Source organism: Acinetobacter sp. P37 (assembly GCF_057480965.1).
Map to the genome: position 1 here is coordinate 72,996 of NZ_JBLIYY010000010.1, position 21,705 is coordinate 94,700.

Annotated in this window: 17 protein-coding genes and 1 pseudogene; 8 read left to right on the forward strand and 10 right to left on the reverse strand. The window is 40.9% G+C overall.

Features of this window, described 5'->3' with window-relative positions; all coding sequences use genetic code 11:
• Positions 1-2 precede the first annotated feature (2 nt).
• From AC25JC_RS10775 to AC25JC_RS10795, 5 genes are all read right to left on the reverse strand, one after another.
• Positions 3-1,091: a glycosyltransferase gene (locus AC25JC_RS10775; RefSeq protein ID WP_486924010.1), complete on the reverse strand. Its 1,089-nt coding sequence runs from the start codon at positions 1,089-1,091 to the stop codon at positions 3-5.
• 77 nt (positions 1,092-1,168) lie between these two features.
• A complete protein-coding gene (locus AC25JC_RS10780) occupies positions 1,169-1,387 on the reverse strand; it encodes a hypothetical protein (protein WP_111885360.1) in 219 nt (72 codons plus the stop codon).
• A gap of 125 nt (positions 1,388-1,512) precedes the next feature.
• Positions 1,513-2,379: a lysophospholipid acyltransferase family protein gene (locus tag AC25JC_RS10785; protein WP_486924011.1), complete on the reverse strand. Its 867-nt coding sequence runs from the start codon at positions 2,377-2,379 to the stop codon at positions 1,513-1,515.
• Positions 2,380-2,736: 357 nt separating this feature from the next.
• Positions 2,737-4,521, reverse strand: a complete 1,785-nt coding sequence (gene aspS / locus AC25JC_RS10790) for an aspartate--tRNA ligase (RefSeq protein WP_078194161.1) — start codon at positions 4,519-4,521, stop codon at positions 2,737-2,739.
• Positions 4,522-4,681: 160 nt separating this feature from the next.
• The gene (locus AC25JC_RS10795) at positions 4,682-5,461 is read right to left on the reverse strand and encodes a DUF4184 family protein (protein WP_486924012.1); all 780 of its coding nucleotides are present in this window, start codon (positions 5,459-5,461) and stop codon (positions 4,682-4,684) included.
• Positions 5,462-5,608: 147 nt separating this feature from the next.
• Between AC25JC_RS10795 and znuD the strand changes: the two genes are divergently transcribed.
• Complete coding sequence (znuD, locus tag AC25JC_RS10800) at positions 5,609-7,669, forward strand: zinc piracy TonB-dependent receptor ZnuD (protein ID WP_486924013.1); 2,061 nt, start codon at positions 5,609-5,611, stop codon at positions 7,667-7,669.
• Positions 7,670-7,778: 109 nt separating this feature from the next.
• Complete coding sequence (locus AC25JC_RS10805; RefSeq protein WP_486924014.1) at positions 7,779-9,245, forward strand: phospholipase D family protein; 1,467 nt, start codon at positions 7,779-7,781, stop codon at positions 9,243-9,245.
• A gap of 87 nt (positions 9,246-9,332) precedes the next feature.
• Here the strand turns inward: AC25JC_RS10805 and AC25JC_RS10810 are convergent, their stop codons facing one another.
• On the reverse strand, positions 9,333-9,791 hold the full coding sequence (locus AC25JC_RS10810; RefSeq protein ID WP_180035824.1) for a hypothetical protein: 459 nt from the start codon (positions 9,789-9,791) through the stop codon (positions 9,333-9,335).
• Between the two features lie 183 nt (positions 9,792-9,974).
• On the opposite strand from AC25JC_RS10810, the gene AC25JC_RS10815 reads away from it, so the two are divergent.
• Positions 9,975-10,439: an RcnB family protein gene (locus AC25JC_RS10815; RefSeq protein WP_486924015.1), complete on the forward strand. Its 465-nt coding sequence runs from the start codon at positions 9,975-9,977 to the stop codon at positions 10,437-10,439.
• 68 nt (positions 10,440-10,507) lie between these two features.
• Here AC25JC_RS10815 and AC25JC_RS10820 read toward each other — a convergent pair whose 3' ends face one another.
• Positions 10,508-11,005 carry a phosphate-starvation-inducible protein PsiE gene (locus tag AC25JC_RS10820; protein ID WP_078194156.1) on the reverse strand — a complete coding sequence of 166 codons (498 nt, stop codon included), beginning with the start codon at positions 11,003-11,005 and terminating at the stop codon, positions 10,508-10,510.
• Between the two features lie 170 nt (positions 11,006-11,175).
• On the opposite strand from AC25JC_RS10820, the pseudogene AC25JC_RS10825 reads away from it, so the two are divergent.
• Positions 11,176-11,808, forward strand: a pseudogene (locus AC25JC_RS10825) (FMN-binding negative transcriptional regulator).
• Positions 11,809-11,822: 14 nt separating this feature from the next.
• Positions 11,823-12,368, forward strand: a complete 546-nt coding sequence (locus AC25JC_RS10830) for a GNAT family N-acetyltransferase (RefSeq protein WP_486924016.1) — start codon at positions 11,823-11,825, stop codon at positions 12,366-12,368.
• Positions 12,369-12,479: 111 nt separating this feature from the next.
• Here AC25JC_RS10830 and AC25JC_RS10835 read toward each other — a convergent pair whose 3' ends face one another.
• The 3 genes from AC25JC_RS10835 to AC25JC_RS10845 all read right to left on the reverse strand — a co-directional run bounded on the left by AC25JC_RS10835 (position 12,480) and on the right by AC25JC_RS10845 (position 17,183).
• Positions 12,480-14,261 (reverse strand): acyl-CoA dehydrogenase C-terminal domain-containing protein, encoded by a 1,782-nt coding sequence (locus AC25JC_RS10835; RefSeq protein WP_180010979.1) that lies wholly within the window; start codon positions 14,259-14,261, stop codon positions 12,480-12,482.
• Between the two features lie 193 nt (positions 14,262-14,454).
• Entirely contained in the window at positions 14,455-16,257 is a 1,803-nt protein-coding gene (locus AC25JC_RS10840) for an acyl-CoA dehydrogenase C-terminal domain-containing protein (protein ID WP_078194152.1), read from the reverse strand.
• A 317-nt stretch (positions 16,258-16,574) separates the two neighbouring features.
• Positions 16,575-17,183: a hypothetical protein gene (locus AC25JC_RS10845; protein WP_486924017.1), complete on the reverse strand. Its 609-nt coding sequence runs from the start codon at positions 17,181-17,183 to the stop codon at positions 16,575-16,577.
• A gap of 134 nt (positions 17,184-17,317) precedes the next feature.
• Here AC25JC_RS10845 and baeS point away from each other — a divergent pair, with 134 nt between their 5' ends.
• The 3 genes from baeS to AC25JC_RS10860 all read left to right on the forward strand — a co-directional run bounded on the left by baeS (position 17,318) and on the right by AC25JC_RS10860 (position 21,628).
• Positions 17,318-18,988, forward strand: coding sequence for a sensor histidine kinase efflux regulator BaeS (baeS, locus tag AC25JC_RS10850; RefSeq protein WP_486924018.1), 1,671 nt, complete (start codon positions 17,318-17,320; stop codon positions 18,986-18,988).
• Between the two features lie 12 nt (positions 18,989-19,000).
• The gene (locus AC25JC_RS10855; protein WP_486924019.1) at positions 19,001-19,687 is read left to right on the forward strand and encodes a response regulator; all 687 of its coding nucleotides are present in this window, start codon (positions 19,001-19,003) and stop codon (positions 19,685-19,687) included.
• A 243-nt stretch (positions 19,688-19,930) separates the two neighbouring features.
• The gene (locus tag AC25JC_RS10860; protein WP_486924020.1) at positions 19,931-21,628 is read left to right on the forward strand and encodes a peptidase associated/transthyretin-like domain-containing protein; all 1,698 of its coding nucleotides are present in this window, start codon (positions 19,931-19,933) and stop codon (positions 21,626-21,628) included.
• The last annotated feature ends 77 nt before the right edge of the window (positions 21,629-21,705 follow it).

Sequence of the window (21,705 nt, forward strand, 5' to 3'; positions counted from 1 at the left end):
TTTTAATTACATAGTCGAAGAATATTTTTCTGCATATTTTCCATGCATACTTTATCTATAGACTCTTTGCTATGTTTATAAGGATTTTGTATGCATTTTTCTAATGCATTACTTAAAGCTTGAATATTTTGTTTAGGAACTAATCCAAATTTTGCAGTATCTGTAGTAAATAAATCGGTAATACCTGCTGAAGAGTCATAACTAACAATTGGAACGCCAAGAGCAATTGCCTCTGCTAGAGTAACAGGGCTGCCTTCGTATAAAGATGACATTACTAGGCATTTACTTTGAAGCATAAGTTCTTGTGGATCATCAACCCATCCTAAGAAGTTAACTCTATCAGCAATACCTAACTCTTTACTTAACTCTTCAAGTTTTTTACGTTCTGAACCATCACCAACAATAGCCATTCTGCGCTTTGTTTCACACATGGCAAAAGCTTTAAGAGCATGATCAACTTGTTTAATTGGTACTAATCTTCCAACAAAAATGACGTCCCATTTTTTGTCTGTAGATGAATATTGATTTAGATATTGAGATGGAACCGTTACACCATTGGCAATAGTTTTGACTGAGCTTGGGTTAGCATATCTTTTAGCTTTATTTTCTAGATCACGGTTAACAGTGATTAAATTTCGATTGTGAAATAATTTAGAAAATTTTCTTTTATTTTTGAAAAAACGTAGGTATTCTTTCATTTGCTTCAAAGGGTTATTAAATTTACGAACTTCTAAAAGATCACCATGAATCCAGTGCCATACATTCCCTTTTAAATAAGGTGCCAACCAATGCCCGTTATTATACCCGGTTATAATAAGATCAAAGCTATATTTTAATAGTTCATTAATTTGGTGTTTCTCGTATTCATTTAGTGTTTTATTTTTCCACATTTTCCCCTTAGAAAAGGAAATTTGGACTTTAAGATCTATATATTTAATTGCTTTTGAACAAGAGTAATGATTTGAATTGCCATTTAAAACAGCGAGATGAATATCATGCCCATTACTAGCTAAATACTCTGCTAATTTGAGTGTAATTTTCTCTGCACCGCCACAGCCAAGATGGTCAACAATAAATAAAATTTTATGCATGATAAAGCAATAAGCAATCTAACTATTTTTTAGTATACCAGCCATACATAAAATACTGAATCCTAGAGTTTATTTAATCATTCCTTATCCGCATTACCTTTCAACACCATATAAATCAAACCGACAAAGATTAATAAGGCACCTGCAAGGCTGCTGACACAGAATAAAACAATACGGTTATAGGTGGTTAAGTTAAATAATTCGTTGGCTAAAATGTAGCGCATGAACAACCATTGTACGACAGAAAAAACAATCAACACGATTGCACGACGACGGACTTCAGGACGCATAGCCATATGAGAATCACTTAAAGTGGAAATTGAGGCTATTATGCCACTGTCGATAATCGATCTCAATTGAATAAGATTAATCCAAGCCCGTGCTACACAAATCTAAAGGTTGAATTTTATTCAGATCGCCTTTATTTGCGGTACATATTGATGTTGCCAAAGCAGACCCGAAAGCGTTTATAAGACCAGATATACTGTTCTGGCGCTTGGTTAATGATGTCTTGCATCGCGATGTTCAATGCGTCGACAGAGGATTGTAAATCTTTAGAGGAAATCTCTTCTGCTAAGGTTTGGCAATGCACATCAAAGTGCCTTAAGTTGGGTTGTCGGATACAACTTAAGCCGATGACATTACATTGGGTTTTTGCAGCAAGCTTTGAAACTAGCGTGATCGATAAAGTATTTTGCCCAAAAAAATTGGAATATATGCCGCCTGAAGCCTTCGGTAAATGGTCAGGTAAAATGACTGTTAGTCCACCTTGTTTCAAATGTTTAAAAATGGCACGGATCCCTGTTTCATCTGTCGGGACTAAGGTTGCACTAAACTTCTCACGTGCTTCTAACAGATAACGATTGATCCCTTTATTTTTATTCGGTTTATACATAATCATCGGTTCTGTATACAAGTTCAGCCATGCATTGAGTAATTCCCAGCAGCCAAAATGAGGAACCACCACGATCACACCTTTTTTATTCGCAAGTGCTTCCGTGAGGATATTTTCACCATAAATATTTTTCAGTAAGCTCAGGCTATAACTTGGTGGCATACCCCAACATTTAATAAATTCAATATAGGTCAAGCATTGGCTGCGGATACTTTGACTGACGAGCTGTCTCTTCGCTGTCGCTGACATATCTGGGTAGGCCAGTTGAATATTGATGCTGGTGATACGTTTGATTGATGAGTTAAACAGGTTAAGAATAAACGCGATCATCAAGGCCAAGTTTTGTAACAGCCAAAGTGGCAATAGCGCGATGATTTTGAATATAAAGTACATGGATCACAAGGTCTCAAAATTTACAGCATGGAATAAAATAAATTTTGCCAAGAGACCGGACTTATTCAGTGAAAAGTACAAAAAGATCTGAATCTAAAAACAAAATAATTGGAAGTGGAAAATTGAGCTGTCCATTGCTCAAAGGATGTAGTGAAACATCATAACGTACTTGAAGCGTTTTGATATTAGCAAAGTACATCAAATCTTAAATTTATGTTTTGTAGGTTTTCTACCACCTTTTGTAGGTTGACATAAAAAACCCTGCATAGCGCAGGGTTTTTTTAAACTTTTAAATCTAAATCTAAATCTAAATCTAAATCTAAATCTAAATCTAAATCTAAATCTAAAAATGTAAGATTATTTAGATTCTTCAGCTTTTGGTTTTTCACGTAAGCGAATACCTAAGTCACGTAATTGGTTCGCTTCAACTGGCGCAGGCGCTTGAGTTAAAGGACATTCCGCAGTCTTAGTTTTCGGGAATGCAATCACGTCACGGATAGAAGATGCACCAGTCATCAACATCACTAAACGGTCAAGACCGAATGCTAAACCACCGTGAGGAGGCGCACCGAATTTCAACGCATTTAACAAGAAGCTGAATTTCTCTTCTGCTTCTTCTTCAGAAATACCAAGCGCTTCGAAGATCGCTTTTTGCATTTCTAGGTTATAAATACGAAGTGAACCACCACCGATTTCAGTACCGTTCAATACCATATCGTAAGCAACAGAAAGTGCAGCACCTGGGTTGTTCTTCACTTCTTCAACGCTTGATTTTGGCAGCGTGAATGGGTGGTGAACAGACGTCCATTTACCGTCATCAGTTTCTTCGAACATTGGGAAGTCAACAACCCAAAGTGGCGCCCACTCGCAAGTTGCAAGTTTCATGTCGTGACCGACTTTAATACGTAAAGCACCCATCGCATCATTTACGATTTTCGCTTTGTCCGCACCAAAGAATACGATATCGCCATTTTCAGCGCCAACACGTTTCAATAGATCAAGCACGATTGGCTCGATGAATTTAACGATTGGAGATTGAAGACCTTCAATACCTTTTTCAAGTTCGTTGACTTTGATGTAAGCCAAGCCTTTCGCGCCATAAATGCCAACGAATTTAGTGTATTCGTCAATTTGGCTACGTGGAAGCGCGCCAGCACCTGGTACGCGAAGCGCAACAATACGGCCTTTAGGATCTTTTGCAGGACCTGCGAATACTTTGAACTCAACGTCTTGCATCATGTCTGCAACATCAACAAGTTTCAAAGGAATACGTAAGTCAGGTTTATCAGATGCATAGTCACGCATTGCATCTGCATACGTCATACGTGGGAACTTGTCGAACTGAACGTTTAGAAGTTCTTTGAACATCTTAACCGTTAAACGTTCCATTAAATCCATGATGTCATCGTCACTCATGAACGATGTTTCAACGTCGATTTGTGTGAATTCAGGCTGACGGTCAGCACGTAAGTCTTCATCACGGAAACATTTAGCAATTTGGTAGTAACGATCGATACCGCCAACCATTAACAACTGTTTGAACAATTGTGGAGATTGTGGAAGTGCGTAGAAGCTACCGTTAGAAACACGACTTGGTACTAAATAGTCACGCGCACCTTCAGGAGTCGCACGCGTTAAAATAGGTGTTTCCACGTCTAAGAAACCATTTTCTTCGAAGTAGTTACGAATTAGGTTAGTCAATTTAGAACGGAAACGAAGACGATCTAACATTTCTGGACGACGGATATCCAAGAAACGATATTTCAAACGTACTTCTTCAGAAATATTTGTGTTGTCGTCATTCAATGGGAATGGCGGAGTTTCTGAACCAGCAAGCACTTCGATTTCTTTACCAAGAACTTCGATTTGACCGCTAGTCATATTCGCGTTTTCAGTACCTGCGTAACGACGACGTACACGGCCTGTAATTTTTAATACGAATTCTGAACGTGCTTTGTCCGCAGTTGCGAATGCTTCAGGAGTATCTGGGTCAATAACCACTTGAACAAGACCATCACGGTCACGCATGTCAAGGAAGATTACACCACCGTGGTCACGGCGACGGTGAACCCAACCGCATAATGTAACGGTTTGGTCAATTTGAGCTTCGGTTAAAGAACCGCAGTAATGAGTTCGCATCATAGCGTTAGAAATCCAACTATATGGGTTAAGGTCAGCGAATACGTAAACAGCGTACCGCTTTTATTCGAATAGGGGATTATGCCTCTTTTTGGCTGTTTTGTCACAAGGACTTATTGCTAAAACTGCCAAATTTACAGCAAATTTTCGGTCAATGATGGGCTTAAGCCGATGACGTTGAAAAAATATTGGTGCTCTTGCTTAAGATCAGAAATATCAGACTACCGAAGCTAAACGTGGCTAAAAATGCACGGAAAAAATAATTAATGGCTTTGCCGACATAGGCATACAAGTCGTGTACAAAGGTATCAGAATAAATACTGTCAGCAAAATAAAAATAACTTGCGATGCCCGCAGCTAAAGACAGGGCCGCTAAACCATATACATAGACTTTGATGGATGTGGGGATGCTTACTGTACTTCGATAATGAAGATGATGACGATAAATCATCCATGCCAAAACGGGGAGTGCCAATCCAGATAATCCAATTTGCAACACGCGATGTAGGGGATATGAATGACCAAAAAATTGAATCGGTAGACTCAATAGATCCTTAAATGCAAAGGTACGAAAGTCAACATGGGTCAAGCCATCCCAAACAATATGCGTCGAAGTTCCAATGATGAGTGCGAGGATGAGACTGAGCATAAACCCACAGAATTGATTAAGACTCTGTAGATGCAGCGGCTTATTTAAACCAAAAAAAGCAAATAACATCGGGCGATAAAGCACATACCACAGCACACAAAACAGCAAACCAAGGATTAAGTTTGGAACAATTAACCCCGACCATTGATGTGAACCTGCATAGTCAGCATTAGTAAATAAACGGAATAAATCTGGCACCATGCTACCAATTGCGAGTGCTGCAATAGGCAGGCGGTTTCCGCTTAATTTGGAAATAGGCGGTGCGAGTACAGCATGGGATATGGTAAAAGGCATTGAACTAAAATAAATATATGAATAAATACAATGTAGTATCGGTGAGTGTATATGATTTGGGCAGATTAGAATGTTTTTTATTGCAAAAGTAATGAAATGTTATATTATAACATTTTTCAAAAATAGCCTGATTTGAGTCTCTCCAACATGTCTTTTCATAAGAATTTAATAACTGTTTCGATTTTTGCAGTGATTGCACCCAACCTTTATGCCGATGACCCAGAACAACAGGTACAAAAGCTCGAAGCCATTAATGTTCAGGTCCATCCCTTAAACCAAAGTGCGGCAGATTTTGCTGTTGCCGATAATGTCATTCAACATAAAGCCCTTGCACAAGGTGGAGTCACTATTGGTGATGCCATTGCCGGACAACCTGGAGTGTATTCAAATCAGTTTGGTGCAGGCTCAAGTCGACCTGTGCTGCGTGGTCAAGATGGGCCACGTGTCAAAGTGTTGGAGCATGCATCTGAAACAGCAGATGTTTCAACTTTATCCCCTGACCATGCAGTGACGGTTGATCCAATTTTAGCGAAACAAGTAGAAGTGATTCGTGGGCCATCCACTTTATTATATGCAGCTGGGACGGTTGGTGGGTTGGTGAATGTTACCGATCAAAAAATTCCAACGCAGATGCCTGAAAATGGCTCAGAGGGGCAGGTTGGGCTACGTTATAACTCAGGTAGTGACGAAAAATTAGCGAGTGCAGGTGTCACTGCTGCGCTAGGAGAAAATTTTGCACTGCGAGTTGAGGGATCAAAGCGTAAAGCCAATGACTATATTGCACCCAATTATTTCCATGATCATGATGGCGAATTAGAAAAAGAACGCCGCGTTGGCAACACCTTTGCAGAAGGGCAAAATGTCAGTGTAGGTGCGTCATGGATTCATGAGCGCGGTTTTGCTGGACTGTCTTATAGCAACCGTCAAGACCAATATGGCTTGCCGGGGCATAGTCATGAATATGAAAGCTGTCATCCACATGATGACCATTTACATTGTGATGGTCATGACAATCATGGGCATACCGATGAGCATGATCACGATCATGATGCCGCAGGCCCATGGGTCGATTTAAAGTCAGAACGTTATAATTTCCGTACCGAACTTGCGAATCCGTTTGCGGGCTTCCAAAAAATCCGTGCACATGCAAGTTATACCGATTATCAACATGATGAAATTGAAGGTGATACAGCGGCAACGACCTTTAAAAGTCAGGGCTATGATGGTCGTTTAGAGTTGGTGCATAACCCGATTGCGGATTGGGAAGGGGTGATAGGCGCACAATACAATCAGCAAAAGCTCAATATCAGTGGTGAAGAGTCATTGATGAACCCAAATAAAACCCAAAAATGGAGTGTGTTTGGTTTAGAGCATAAACAATTTGGTGATTTTCATGTCGAGCTGGGCGCCCGTGTCGATCAGCAGAAAATTCAAATCGATTCTGCACAAAAAGATTATGATGATTATGGCATCTCTTATTCAGGAGCTGTGAATTGGGCGTTTGCACCAAATTATAAATTATCCTTGGTGGGTTCTCATCAAGAGCGTTTGCCATTGGCGCAAGAGCTCTATGCAGATGGTAAGCACTTTGCGACCAATACCTATGAACGCGGAAATGAAAATCTGGATGTGGAAAAATCCAATAATCTAGAACTGGGTTTCCATTACGAAAAAGATCAGTTGGATTATCACGTTCATGTGTATCACAACTGGTATGACAACTACATTTATGCTGCAACCAAAGATAATTTTGAAAACTTCCGCTTAGTTGATTACACCCAAGACAAAGCCAAGTTCTATGGCGCGGAAGCTCAAGTGGGTTATGCAGTGAATGACATGTATAAACTGAGTGTATTTGGTGATTATGTTCGCGGCAAAATTGATGGTGAAAATGCGCCACGTGTGCCTGCAGGGCGCTTAGGAACCAAGGTCGATGTTGACTTTGCCGATGGTTGGTCAGGTCTTGCAGAATATTCACATGTATTCAAACAAGACAAAATCACTGCATTTGAGCGTGAAACAGATGGCTACAACATGGTGAATTTGGGTGTGGCCTATAGTGGTCAATTGAAAGATCAAAATGATTATCGAGTCTATTTCAAAGCCAATAATTTATTGGATGAAGATGTTTACTCTCATACGTCATTCCTTGCCAATATTCCACAAGTCGGTCGTAATTTTACGGTTGGTCTTGAATTTGGTTTCTAATTGAATTTGCACAGACTTCTCTAAGTAAGTCTAAGTAAAGTCACAGAAATCCTCTTGAAAAATCAATGAATAAAACCTAGTCTGAGCGCATTAGACTAGGTTTTTTCTTATGCGCATCATTCAACGAATACATCACAAGCTCAATTGGTCACGTCGTCGCTATGTGGGCGTGGTCATTGGTTTATTGGTTCTAGGTTATTTGGCATCGGCAACTTATCACACGCTAAAGCCACTCCCAGAAGGGTTGAACTACACGGGAAAACTTCGCCATGCTGAAGTGAACTTTTTAGTGGATGAAACCTATATCGATGCGCAAGGAAAGCAGCAACAGGAACATCGCATTTTTAAAGAAATGCTGAAAATGATTGAGGAAGCACAGTCGACCATTGTGTTGGATATGTTTCTCTTTAATCCGCAAGTTGGTGACTCTCAATTAAAACATGAACAATTAACACAGGAGTTGACCGATGCGCTGATTTTGAAGCGTCGACTATCTCCTCAAGTGGAAATTTTTGTGATTACTGACCCCGTCAATTCGGTATATGGCGGCATTCAACCTGAACATTATCGTCAATTGCGTCAAGGTGGAATTGAGTTAATCGAAACCAATTTGGTACCGCTTCGTGCATCCAATCCTGCATGGTCAGGCTTTTGGTATATCTGCTGTCAAGATATTGGCAATAATCCTGAACAAGGCTGGTTACCGAACCCATTGGGAACCGAGAAAGTGACGATTCGTAGTTATATGGATCTGTTTAACTTTAAAGCGAATCACCGAAAAACTTTGGTGGTGGATACCGTTGACGGTTGGAAAGGTTTGGTCACCTCTATGAATCCACATGATGGTAGCTCACGACATTCCAATGTGGCCTTAACCGTCAAAGGCATGACTGCAATTGACCTATTAAAAACTGAGCAAGCCGTAGGCATGATGTCCAATGCCAATATTCCATTTGTAGTGATTAAAGATGTTGAAGCGGCAAAAACTCAGCCACAGGTTCAAGTATTGACTGAAAAAGCAATTTATGATGCCACACTCGACTTAATTGATAGCGCGAAGAAAGCTGGAACTGAAATTGATATTGCCATGTTCTATTTATCTGAACGTAAAATTATCAAAGCACTGATTGCTGCGCATGAACGTGGTGTGAAAGTGCGTGTCCTACTCGATCCGAATAAAGATGCTTTTGGACGTACCAAAAATGGCATTCCAAATCGACCTGTAGCATCCGAATTACATGATGCGGGTATTGATGTACGTTGGTGTAATACTCAAGGTGAGCAGTGCCATAGCAAGATGATTTTAAAACGTACTGCTTATCAAGCCGATATGATTTTAGGTTCTGCCAATTTCACGGCGCGTAACTTGAAAAATTATAATTTAGAAACTGATTTACGCGTGATTGGTCTGAAAGATGCTCAAGTTTTTAAAGATGCATCACAGTATTTTAATACCGCTTGGTCAAATCTGGATGGTAAACAAATGAGTGTCGATTATAGTAAATATGCGGATGAATCGACCTTGAAATATATGTTGTATCGCTTTATGGAATGGAGCGGAATATCTACTTTTTAGAATTGTCTTAATCTCCCAAATCCCTCTTTTAAAAAGAGGGACTTTCCTCCCTTTTTTAAAGGGAGGTTAGGAGGAATTTAATCAGTTTTAATTCTTCGGTACAGGATTCGGCGGAACGATTTGATCTAAATCTTTATCTGACATTTGATCCAATTCTTTAATATCGGTTTTGATTTTCCATTTATCGGCATCATCTACTGGTTGTGGCAAACGAGCTTCTAACCAGTCACAGATGACATCTGGTGGAAAATCGGCGTGGTTACATTGAATCACCCAAGACAAGAATTGTTTTGCTTCGCCATTCATATATGGTGGCGGAGAAACCGGTAAAAATTGAGTCGGTAAGCGTTCATTTTTAGAAATATAGTTCAATACATGGCCCAATTCTTGAACAGTTTGCCATGCTAAAGGGTGATCTACATTAATTTGAAATTTAAACCACCACGCATTTTTGCCATCGGTGCCGTAGGAGTCGATTAAGGCTTCTTGGATACTTGGTACTTTCGAAAAAAATTGATGAAGTCGGTCAAAACTTAATTCAGACACAGCATTTGATCCACTACGAAATAAAATCAATCTTAGCATAATCCAATGAAAAACAGGCTAGCTTGAAGGTGCAATCAGCTTGGTCGGAAAATTAACAAATTCTTGCATTTGATGGATTTTTATTCATTTTTTCTCCTAAAATGGGTTTTATACTTAATCTATATACCGTGAAGGAGAGCTTGAGTGAAAGCAACATTATTCTATGCGATTGCAGGTGTGATGCTGATCAGTGCTTCGGCCAGTACTTTTGCGGAAAACAAATGGGCAAACTACCAAGGTGTGGATACATCAAAACCACAACACCGCCCACCGTCGATGAATCGGCCTGGCTATCCGCAGCATGCGCCGAATTATCCTCAACATTATCCTCATTATCCAAGTCGCCCGCCGGTTTATCCGCAATATCCAAATCGACCTTATCCGCAGTATCCACAAAGTGGCATTAGTATTCAATACAACGCGCCGACCACGATTACTCAAAATTCGCAGAGCTATAGTTGGGTCAATGGCGATCCTGCCAGCGCTAGTATTTCGAGTTCGACCTATACCTTTATCAGTGATTGGAAACGGATCGGTTTACCGGCACCCCCAAGTGGAATGTATTGGATCTTTGAAAATGGTCGCTATGTGCTTGTGCCTAATCGATAAGGTTTATAACCTCTTCCTTGCGTAGCAGTGCTATTCATCTCCTAAAAGGAGAGGGAACGATTTAGTGTTTAAGCCAATTCATCATCTTGTGGGCGAGGGGTTTTTCCTTCAGGTAATGGCTTCTCGGAATGCTTATCTCGAATAACCGAAGGGTAAGTCCAAGAGGCATAGCGCACAATCAAAATGGCCACTGCTAAAATTAGAATCGAACCTGTGGTAATGACCAAGCCCATATCTGCTTTATGGTCATGTTGAATGTCCGAAATCAGTAAACGAGTCAGGGCTGTGATAGCAATATAAATTAAAAAGCGTACAGGCATATGGTTGGTCTTAAAGTAAATTCCGACCATGGCCCCCAGTTCAAGATAGATAAATAACAGCAAAATATCATCAATTGTGGCGAATTGTTTAACCGTAATAATTTCAAAAATGGTATGACCCGCAGACCATAAAATCATACAGCCGATGACAAACAGCGCAAGATAATGAAAACCTTCTACAGCAATATTGCCAAGTCGGTCGAGGAGGGCTTCGATTTTTTCTACTTTAGGATCACGGTGTGTCATATATATTCCTCCTGTGTAAATTGCGTGAATATTCAATGAAGAACAAGTCATTAAATACCAAGCAAATTTCATGCACATGAAGCGAATATGACAAAAATATTTTTTAGGTTTAATAAAGGTTTTAATGTTAAGTTTGAGCTTAAATTTTGTCCTATAAGAATGAAGCGACGATGTATCAACCAACGCATTTTCAACATGATGAACTGCCTGATCTGATTGATCTAATGCGTAAGTATGCTTTAGCGACAGTAATATTGACTGCACCCGATGATGAGTTGGAAGTGAATCATTTACCACTAGAATATGACGCTGAGTCAGGCGAATTGGGCATATTGCGCGGTCATATTGCCAAGGCCAATCCAATGTTTGAATTGCTAAATTAGTCAGCACAAACCTATGTGATTTTTCATGCCGACGAAGCATATATTTCGCCAAGCTGGTATGAAGGAAAGCAGGAACATCATCGCGTTGTGCCGACATGGAACTATCGCGTGGTACATGTCAAAGGCACAATTCGTAAAGTTGACGATGAAAAATATTTACGAGGAGTTTTGGCTCGGCTGACTCGACAACATGAAGCTAGCCAACCCGTGCCATGGAAAATGGGCGATGCGCCTCATGATTTTATCGCGGAACAACTGGAAAAAATTATAGCGATTGAAATCGAAATAGACTCAATTTTGGGTAAGTTTAAAGTGAGTCAAAATCGCAGCGTTGTAGATGCAATGAATGTGGCAAAAGCTTTGGAAAGGTCGAATGCTGAAATGGCGGAGTCGATCAAAAAATTTTATCCCATGAAATAACAGGCTAAAGAATCATGCCCAATAGGATTGAAACTGAACGTTTATGCCTGAGAAAGTATCAGTTAGGAGATGAAATTTCATTATTTGATACATATTTTTCGAATATAGAAGCAACTCGTTATCTTCAGCGGTTACCACATTTAACGATTCAACAGACCAAGAGTGTTTTAGAAAAGTGGGCAGATCATTGTTGGTCGACAGATAATACTGATTTTGCATGGGTGATTAGTGATAAGAATACGCAGTTAGCGATGGGCTTACTGTATTTCTTCAATCAAGAAAACCATGGAGAAATACATTTTGGGTTAGGGGTGAATTTTCATGGTTGTGGTTATATGACTGAGGCCTTAATTGGGGTAATTAAGTATTTAAAGCAGAATCATGTCACGAAGGTTGTTTCATCGTTTTGTGCTGAGGAACATCTAGCATCACAAAATGTCTTAAATAAGGCCGGATTTAAATTAGATAAAGATAAAACGCATTGGGCGAAATTTCCAATGCTAGACGATCAGCTCCATCCTTGTTTTACATATCGAATGGAATTAGGAGATTGTGAATAAGTAAGTATGCTTATGATTTTTTGAAAAAATTGCACTCAGTGTTTATGTAATAAGAGCAGTAAAATAAAAAAATGCCCGATAAATCGGGCATTTTTGATTTTGTACGGCTAATTAAGCTTGGTTGGTAAAGTAATCTTCAGAGAAGTTCATGATCACTTCAGAACCTGCTTTTACTTTAGCAATGCGTAAAGCCAATTCAGGTAAAATACGCTGCGTGAAGTAAAGAGTCAGTGCAAGTTTGTTTTGGTAGAACTCGCCATCTTTGTCTTTTGCTGCATCTGCAATGCGGGCAAACATATAGGCAAAGCTGAGTAGGCCTACAGCATGTAGGTAATCAACTGCTGCTGAGTTCGGGAACTCAATGTTTTCACGAGCAGCTTCAAGTACATATTGAGTCACCGCTTCAACTTCAGCTGCTGCATCTAATGTTGCATCTTTGATGTAGTTCAAGCTGGCATCTAAGTTATTGGCAAAATCACGAATTTCTTGGATATATTCAGCAATGAATTCACCATTGCACTTAATGGTTTTACGACCAATTAAGTCTTGCGATTGAACACCGTTGGTCCCTTCGTAAATCTGTGCAATACGCAGGTCACGGATACATTGTTCCATACCCCATTCACGAATAAAGCCGTGACCACCGAAGACCATTTGGGCATCTAGCGTTGCTTGGAAAGCTGTATCTGTTAAATACGCTTTCGCAATAGGTGTTAACAGCGCAACACGGTTATTGGCTGCTTTGACTGCTTCTGGGTCAGTAGAGAACTTGGTAATGTCCAGTTGTTGACCAACATAAACCGCAAATGCACGAGACGCTTCATTGTTGGCACGTGCGTTCAGCAACATACGACGTACATCACCATGAACTAAGATGCTGTCTGCAGGTTTTGCAGGCGATTGAACGCCAGAAGCGCTACGGCCTTGTAAACGATCAGTCGCATATTGCGCTGCATTTTGATAAGCAAATTCAGAAGCACCTAGGCCTTGAATACCCATAGACAGACGTTCGTAGTTCATCATGACGAACATCGCTGCAAGGCCTTCATTTTCTTTACCAACCAGGTAGCCTTTCGCGCCATCAAAGTTCATCACACATGTTGCAGACGCTTTGATCCCCATTTTATGTTCAATAGAACCAGGGCCTACAGCATTACGCTCTCCCAATGAACCATCTGCATTCACCAAGAATTTAGGTACGATGAATAGTGAAATTCCGCGTGAGCCCGCAGGCGCATCAGGCGTTTTCGCTAAAACTAAGTGGATGATATTTTCAGAAAGGTCGTGGTCACCGCCAGTGATGAAGATTTTCGTACCAGTAATGTTATAAGTACCGTCTTCATTACGTTCAGCTTTAGTTTTGATAATACCTAAATCTGTACCTGCATGCGGTTCAGTTAAGCACATCGTGCCTGACCATTCGCCTGTATACATTTTTGGCAAATAAGTTTCTTTTTGCTCTTGTGATGCATAGCTGTTTAATGCCATGCCTGCACCTACAGAAAGAAGCGGGTAGAGCATGAATGATGGGTTGGTTGCAAACAGCATTTCGTCAGACAGAACAGTCAGCATTTTTGGCATGCCTTGACCGCCCCATTCTTCATCTGCGCCTAGACCAATCCAGCCGCCTTCTGCATATTGTTTAAATGCTTCTTTGAAACCAGCAGGAGTCGTGACATTGCCATTGCTATAGCTTGCGCCTTCTTCATCACCTGTGCGGTTTAAAGGATGAGTGACGTTTTGCGCAAATTTTGCCATTTCTTCAAGAATGGCTTCTGCAGTAGCAGCATCAACGTGAGCAAGATTTTCGTTGTTTTGCCAGAATTGTTCTGCTTTAAAAACATCATTTAAGATGAATTTCATATCTGCAAGCGGCGCATTATAAATTGGCATGTTCGTTCACCTGTTTATTGTTTGAATCTGTGGACTTGGGGCAATTTGTATCGACATAAAGCGTGGAGAAAATTGACCAAAGTAAAATTATGAGACTATTTATAAAGAAAAAGGACTGCCAATGCTATGACCGTCCTTTCTCTATTTCTGCACTCAAGAGTACAATTTTTTGAATATGTTTTAGATATTCACATTAGAATGCAAAGTGTTCTGCATCCAATGCCATAAGAGGATCTAGGCCACCTGCGATCACTTCTACATGAGAGCGAACGCGCGGTAAGATTTTCTTGAAGTAGAAGCGAGCAGTCGTTACTTTCGCATTGTAGAAATCAACATCTGTTGTTCCTGCAGCTAAAGTTTCTTGTGCAACTAGCGCCATGCGAGCCCATAAATAAGCAAGCGTTACATAACCAGAGAAGTAGAGGTAATCGACTGCAGCAGCACCCACTTCTTCAGGGTTTTGCATTGCTTTCATACCAATCTGCATGGTTAAGTCGCCCCATTCTTTGTTTAGCGCAGCAAGCGGCTCAACAAATTCTTTCATGGCAGCGTTGTCTTTGTTAGCTTCAACAAATTTATGGATGATCTTGGTGAAGTCTTTCAACATTGCACCTTGAGTACCCAATACTTTACGGCCTAACAAGTCAATTGCTTGAATTTCAGTCGTACCTTCGTACAAGCAAGAGATACGTGTATCACGTACGATTTGCTCCATACCGTGTTCTGAAATGAAGCCGTGGCCACCAAATACTTGAACACCGTGTTTTGCAGATTCAGAACCTGTTTCAGTCAAGAATGCTTTAGCAATTGGAGTTAATAATGACAAGATATTGTCAGAGAACTTACGTTCTTCTTCAGTTGCACCTTGTTCCACGATATCGGCATGGAAAGACAATAAGTAAACCAGAGCACGACCAGCTTCAGCAAATGATTTTTGCGTAAGCAGCATGTTGCGTACTGCAGGGTGAACGATAATTGGATCTGCTTCTTTTTCAGGTGCTTTAGGGCCTGAAAGTGAACGCATTGCCAAACGGTCTTTTGCGTAAGCAAGTGCACCTTGGAAAGCGCCTTCAGAAGCTGAAAGACCTTGTACAGCAGTACCGATACGTGCAGTGTTCATGAATGTGAACATGCAGTTTAGACCGCGGTTTTCAGGGCCAATCAAGAAGCCTTTTGCGTTATCAAAGTTGATGACACAAGTCGCGTTACCATGGATACCCATTTTGTGTTCAATCGAACCACAACGTACCGCATTGCGCTCACCAATTGAGCCATCAGCATTTACATTGAATTTAGGTACGATGAATAATGAAATACCTTTCGTGCCTTTTGGTGCACCTGGAAGACGAGCAAGGACGATATGGATGATATTTTCAGCCATGTCGTGTTCACCAGCAGAGATAAAGATTTTCTCGCCAGAAATTGCATAGCTACCGTCTGCTTGTGGTTCAGCTTTAGAGCGGATAATACCTAAGTCAGAACCTGCATGAGATTCTGTTAAGCACATCGTACCAGTCCATTCACCTGAAACAAGTTTAGGAAGGTAAGTGTCTTTTTGCTCTTGAGAACCGTGATGTTCTAATGTACGGACAGCACCATGAGATAGACCAGGGTACATACCCCATGCCCAGTTCGAAGTACCCACCATTTCTGAAATGATGTTGCCTAAAGAAACCGGTAAGCCTTGACCGCCGTATTGTTCTTCAGCAGATAAAGATGGGAAACCGAGTTCGATATATTTTTGATACGCTTCTTTAAAACCAGTTGGTGTTGTTACAACGCCATCATTCCAAGTACAACCTTCACGGTCGCCGACTTGGTTAAGAGGAGAAAGTTCATTTTCACAGAAGTCAGCAGCAGCTTCTAGATATTGGTCAACCAACTCACGGCTTACGGTGTCTGAAAATGCAGGCAGTTGTGCATAGTGATCTTCTGCTTTTAAAAGTTCATGCAGAACAAATTGCATATCACGTAAGGGCGCTTTGTATTGTGGCATATCGTTTTCCTCAATACTGGTTTCTACCAGCGTTAGTAATCCTAAATAAACATTTGAACGTGTCTTCAATGACACGTATTGGAATGGTTCTAATCGTGCAACATCTTCTTATTGGGTACAAGCATTTCAGGGTGATTTGTTGGTGACTGTAAAGTCAAAGAAATATCCCTTGAAAAAGCTAAGTGCATTGAGTGTAAACGCTTTTAGGTGAAAATGAATGACACAAATAGTCAAAAAGCGTAAAAAGATATGTCCAATAAAAAAGGCACTCATGGGAGTGCCTTTTTTACGCAATGATATCGCGATCTAAGTTTGGATTATTTCACTGGTGCTGGCGTTGGGACAACAGGGGCTTTAGGTTGGAAGCGAACTTCACATTTACCATTGATTTGCTGTTCGCCAACTTTAATGGCAACCGCACTGCCATCAGTCTTGCCTTGGCATGCTTTCATAATGGCTTGTTGCTTCGCTTGGCGTTCAGCTAAACGTTGATCAAACTGTTTAGTCAGTTCTGCACGTTTTGCATCAGTCAGTGGCTCACCGCGTTGCATCTGACCACGCATGTCGCCACGCATTGGATGATGTTCACCACGTGCTTTTTTCATGTCTTGACGGTCTGCTTTGAACACCATGGTACATGTACCATCAATATTTTTATCGCCAGCTTTTACTTGAACTGTTGAACCTGTAGCCTTGCCATCGCAGGCTTTTTGCATATCAGCAAACACTTGACGTTGCTCGGCACGCATTTGTTTAAAATGTTCACGTTGCTCAGGTGACATACGACGATCGTGATCACCATGATGTTGTTTCATCATACGGCCATGATCGTTATCTTTTGGTGCGGTTGTCGATTGACAGGCAGTTAATGCACCCATGCTCAGTACGCTTGCACCGATTAAAGCCATTTTGGTCATTAGTTTCATAGTCTTTACCCCACCAGATTAGATCTTTTTCCGATGGTTAAAGATTAAATAATAAAGATGTAGAAACAATGGAGAGTTTTTTAGTTGCGTGTTCGCTACAATAATGAATATAGAAGAAAAATGAGAGTTCTCGTTTGAAAATACGTCGTATCCCGATTGCCCTACGCTTGTTTCTGACTGTGCTGTTGACGACGCTCGTCATCACAACGGTAAGTCTTGGCGTTTTGCATTGGAATATGCAGCGTAATTTCACCAAATATGTGGCCGATGTCGAGATGCAAAAGCTTGACCATGTCATTGAAAATTTAGCCGATGTGTATACGGTCTATCATGATTGGGGCAATGCGATTCAGGCACAGATTCTGCAAATTGAAGGGCAGGCAGCGCCAGATGACTATGATCGTCTCTCTCGGTGGTGGTTACGTCGTCAATATGACATTGCATTGCAGCAGCGCTATTTCCAAGATCATAGTTTAAATGCAGCATCGATGCTGGCAACACCACAGCATACGGCAGAGCAAAAAATTGAAGAGCTGAAATGGCTGGAACAAAACTTACCATCTGAGTTCCAACCCTTTGAAGGTTTAAAATTTCCTTTAAGTACGAACCAAAATGTATTCCGTCCAAAAGAGTCGAACACGGATGAAAAAGATGCAGATCAATCCTCACAAAGTAACAGTAATAATGGTGGTAAGAAACAATTTATCCAAATGCCTGACCGCTTGGGCTTGAGTTCGCGTTTATCTTTATATGATGCACATCGCCAATTTGTTGTGGGTGAGCCGACAGATGAACAAATCTCTTATCGTCCGATTATGGTGAATAATCAAATCGTGGGATATTTGGGGCTCAAACCTGTCCTCGATCAAGATGATGCGATCAGTATTAACTTCTTTAGTAAGCAAAAACGTTATTTATTATTGGTTTATGCGCTTACGTTTATTGCAAGTTTGATTGCAGCATTGTTATTGGCAACATACTTTAAAAAACCGATTCAGCGTTTGTTAATGGGAACACGTGAATTAACCAAGGGCAATTATCAACATCAAGTTGCGGTGAACCGTAATGATGAGCTTGGTGATTTATCGAATGAATTGAATCAGTTGGCCGTAATTCTCGATCAGCATGAAACGTCACGTCGTCAATGGGTGGCTGATACTTCACATGAATTGAAAACGCCATTGGCCGTGTTACAGGCTCAAATTGAGGCGATGCAGGACGGTATTCGTAAGCCAACGCCAGAGCATTTTACTTCGATGCTGAATCAAGTGAGTAGTTTGAAAAAATTGACCAAAGATTTGGCAGATTTGGCACAAGCCGATGCACAACAACTGAATTGTTATTTGACCACGCTCAATCCTTGGGATGTAGTGATCCAAGAGGTTGAAAGCTTTAAGCCGAAGTTTGAGCAAGCAGATTTGAAAATTACCGCAATGGGCGAAGGGACTTCATTACAATTAGATATAGACCGTTTTAAACAGATTATGGTCAACTTATTGGGTAACAGTATTCGTTATACGGAAGCTGGTGGTGAAGTGCATGTTCATACTGAGCAAGACGAAACCCAGTGGACCGTGTATGTTGATGACAGCCCATTTGGTTTAACTGATGAACAGTTGGAACGTTTAGGTGAGCGTTTCTATCGTGTGGATGATTCACGTACGCGTGCAACTGGTGGTACAGGATTAGGATTGGCGTTATCCGTAAAAATAGCTAGAGCATTGGGTGGAGAGTTGAGTTTTGATCATTCTCCATTGGGCGGTTTGCGTTGCAAATTGACATTTCCCAAACAGATGAAATATTAAAAGGAAGCATGCATGAAACATATCATGTTGGTTGAAGATGAAGTGGAACTTGCACAGCTAGTGCGTGATTATCTAGAGGCTGCAGGCTTTGAAGTTAGCATGTTTCATGATGGTCAAGAAGCCTATGAGAGCTTCACGCAGCGTAAGCCGAGTCTAATGATTTTGGACCTAATGGTGCCACGTATGGATGGCTTAACCATTTGCCGTAAAGTCCGTGAGCAGTCTGATCTGCCAATTATTATGGTGACTGCACGAACTGAAGAAATCGACCGTGTATTGGGGTTGAATATGGGGGCTGACGATTATGTCTGCAAACCGTTTAGTCCGAAAGAATTGGTGGCACGTGTACAAGCAGTTCTGCGCCGTTTAGACCGTAAAGCTGAACCTGAAGCCAATGATTTATTCCGTATGGACAAAGCACAGCAACGCATTTGGTATCAACAAAAAGCGTTGAGCTTAACGCCAACTGAGTTTCGTTTACTTGAGTTGTTTTTAGAGCATGTAGGGCAGGTGTATTCACGTGCGCAATTGCTTGATCATATTAACCCAGACAGTTTTGAAGTGGCTGACCGTGTGATTGATAGTCATATTAAAAATTTACGTCGTAAGATTTCAGATGCAGCGGAAACCGGCAACCGTCATGAGTGGATTCAAGCTGTGTATGGCGTCGGCTACCGTTTTGAATATCCAGAAGATTAAAATAGATTGTAAATACTAAAAGGACAGGCTTCGGCCTGTTTTTTTTTGCTACGTGTATAGCTAGTTGCATTAATTTTAAATACAAGAAGAACCGAAAGCCATAAAGATATAAAATGCGAAATTTGCGCATTTAATGAAAATTGGTTATTATTTTGCTGGAATATTAACCAGTATGTTTGAGCTGGCAAAGTTCAATGTAGACATAACAATTTTTAAAAATGGAACAGCCAGAGGGCAGAACAGATGAAAAATAGCGCTTTTGTAAAAATAATAATGGTCACGGGTGTCTTGGGTTTAACGGCATGTGGTGGTAGTGATCGTGACGAGACAGGGAGTGTACCGCCAGAGCCAGTTGCCGATGCTATGGTACAAAAGAGCGTAGAAGAGCTGACTTTATTAGATGTGAATAATCTTGCTTTAAATGCTGCGTCGATTCAGATTTTAAGTGATGAAGAATGGCAAAAAGTACAAGCAGGCAGTCTGAAAACAGCAACAAATACAATCACAGCAGATGATTCTGAACAGTTCTTTCCACCGATCAATAGTTTACCGACAGCAACTCATTTTAAAGGTCAAAGTTATCTTGCCAATGCTCAAGGCATCGTTAAACTGCCTAAATTGGCTGCAGGCACATATTATGTTTTGGTCACTAAAAATGGACAGTCTGCAGTTTCGGCATTCTTGATCCATCCTAAAAATACCAATAAGAGCATTGTGTTGAATGTGGTTCTCAACTGCTTAGACCAAGACTGTCAGACACTAAGTGATGCACCAGTCAATGATGCAGTGGTCGGAACATTCTCTGGTCAAGTGATTTTTAAAGGGAAACCTTTGGCGAATGCGCAAGTGTCATTGTCTGGCGGTACAGCGACCAATGGCGCATTTGTTAGTGCTTTGACTGATGCCAATGGATATTTCACGCTTTCATTTAATGTGAGCAATGATCTGCTTGAAGCATTGAAAAATGCCACGCTCACCATTAACGGTGCAGGAATTAATGCTATTACGAAAAAAGTTACGGTCATTGCTTCTTCTGCATCGGGCTATCAATTTGAAGTACTGCCCGAAACAGCATCTGCAGATGTGGTATGGCGTGAAACTTTTGAAGTGGACTCAGCAACCCGCAATGCATGGACAAGGTCGCAGCCAAGTGTGGCCAATGTTGATTGGCAGTTGCTAAACAAAGGTCACAACATTCGTAATAATCAAGTGAATCAGCGTGTACGCTTAGCGCCAAATGACCAAAGTCAAGGCAAGGTGCCTGAGCCACTGCAAGGCAATACTGCATATTGGTATGGTGACAAAGTAAATGGCAACTTTATTGGCGCTTTAAGTGATTCATCTATGGCTCCAGAGTTTGATGGCGGAACATCTAATACCCATAATATGGGTGAGTTAATCTCACCTGCCATTAATCTAAGCCAGTATCAAGCGCCTTTGAGTTTAAGCTTTAAAACATGGTGGGAAATTGAGTCGGTCAATCCAAATAATCAAGGGTTCGATTTGATGAATATTTTAGTTTCTACCGACGGTGGCAACAGCTTTAAGACCTTGGCTCGATTAAACCCGCTGGCAGATCCATCCTCGGCATATGAGCGCGCGCCGATTCCATACAGTAATTTAGGCTTTAACCTCGCACCGGCTGCTGTTCAGCAAGAAGCAATTTCATTAGATGAATATGCAGGCAAGGCCAATGTTCAGCTGAAATTCCAATTTAGAACGGTCGATGGACTTTATAATGGTTTCCGTGGCTGGATGATTGATGATGTGGTGATTCAGAAAAAAGCCGGTACTTTCCCATTATTTGATGGTGCGAGTTTTGATGAATATTCAGATAGTTTCTCTCAGGACTATAGTGGCGTCGCTACAAAACAAGCGGACACTGTGCTGAAAAGCACGAAGAGTTATGCACGGTGGGCTGAAGTGCCACAGCGAAAATAAAGATTTACATGACACTGCAGCATGAATAAATAGGTTTGACGTTCTGCATTCACTATCAATCATCCATCAAGTGAAGT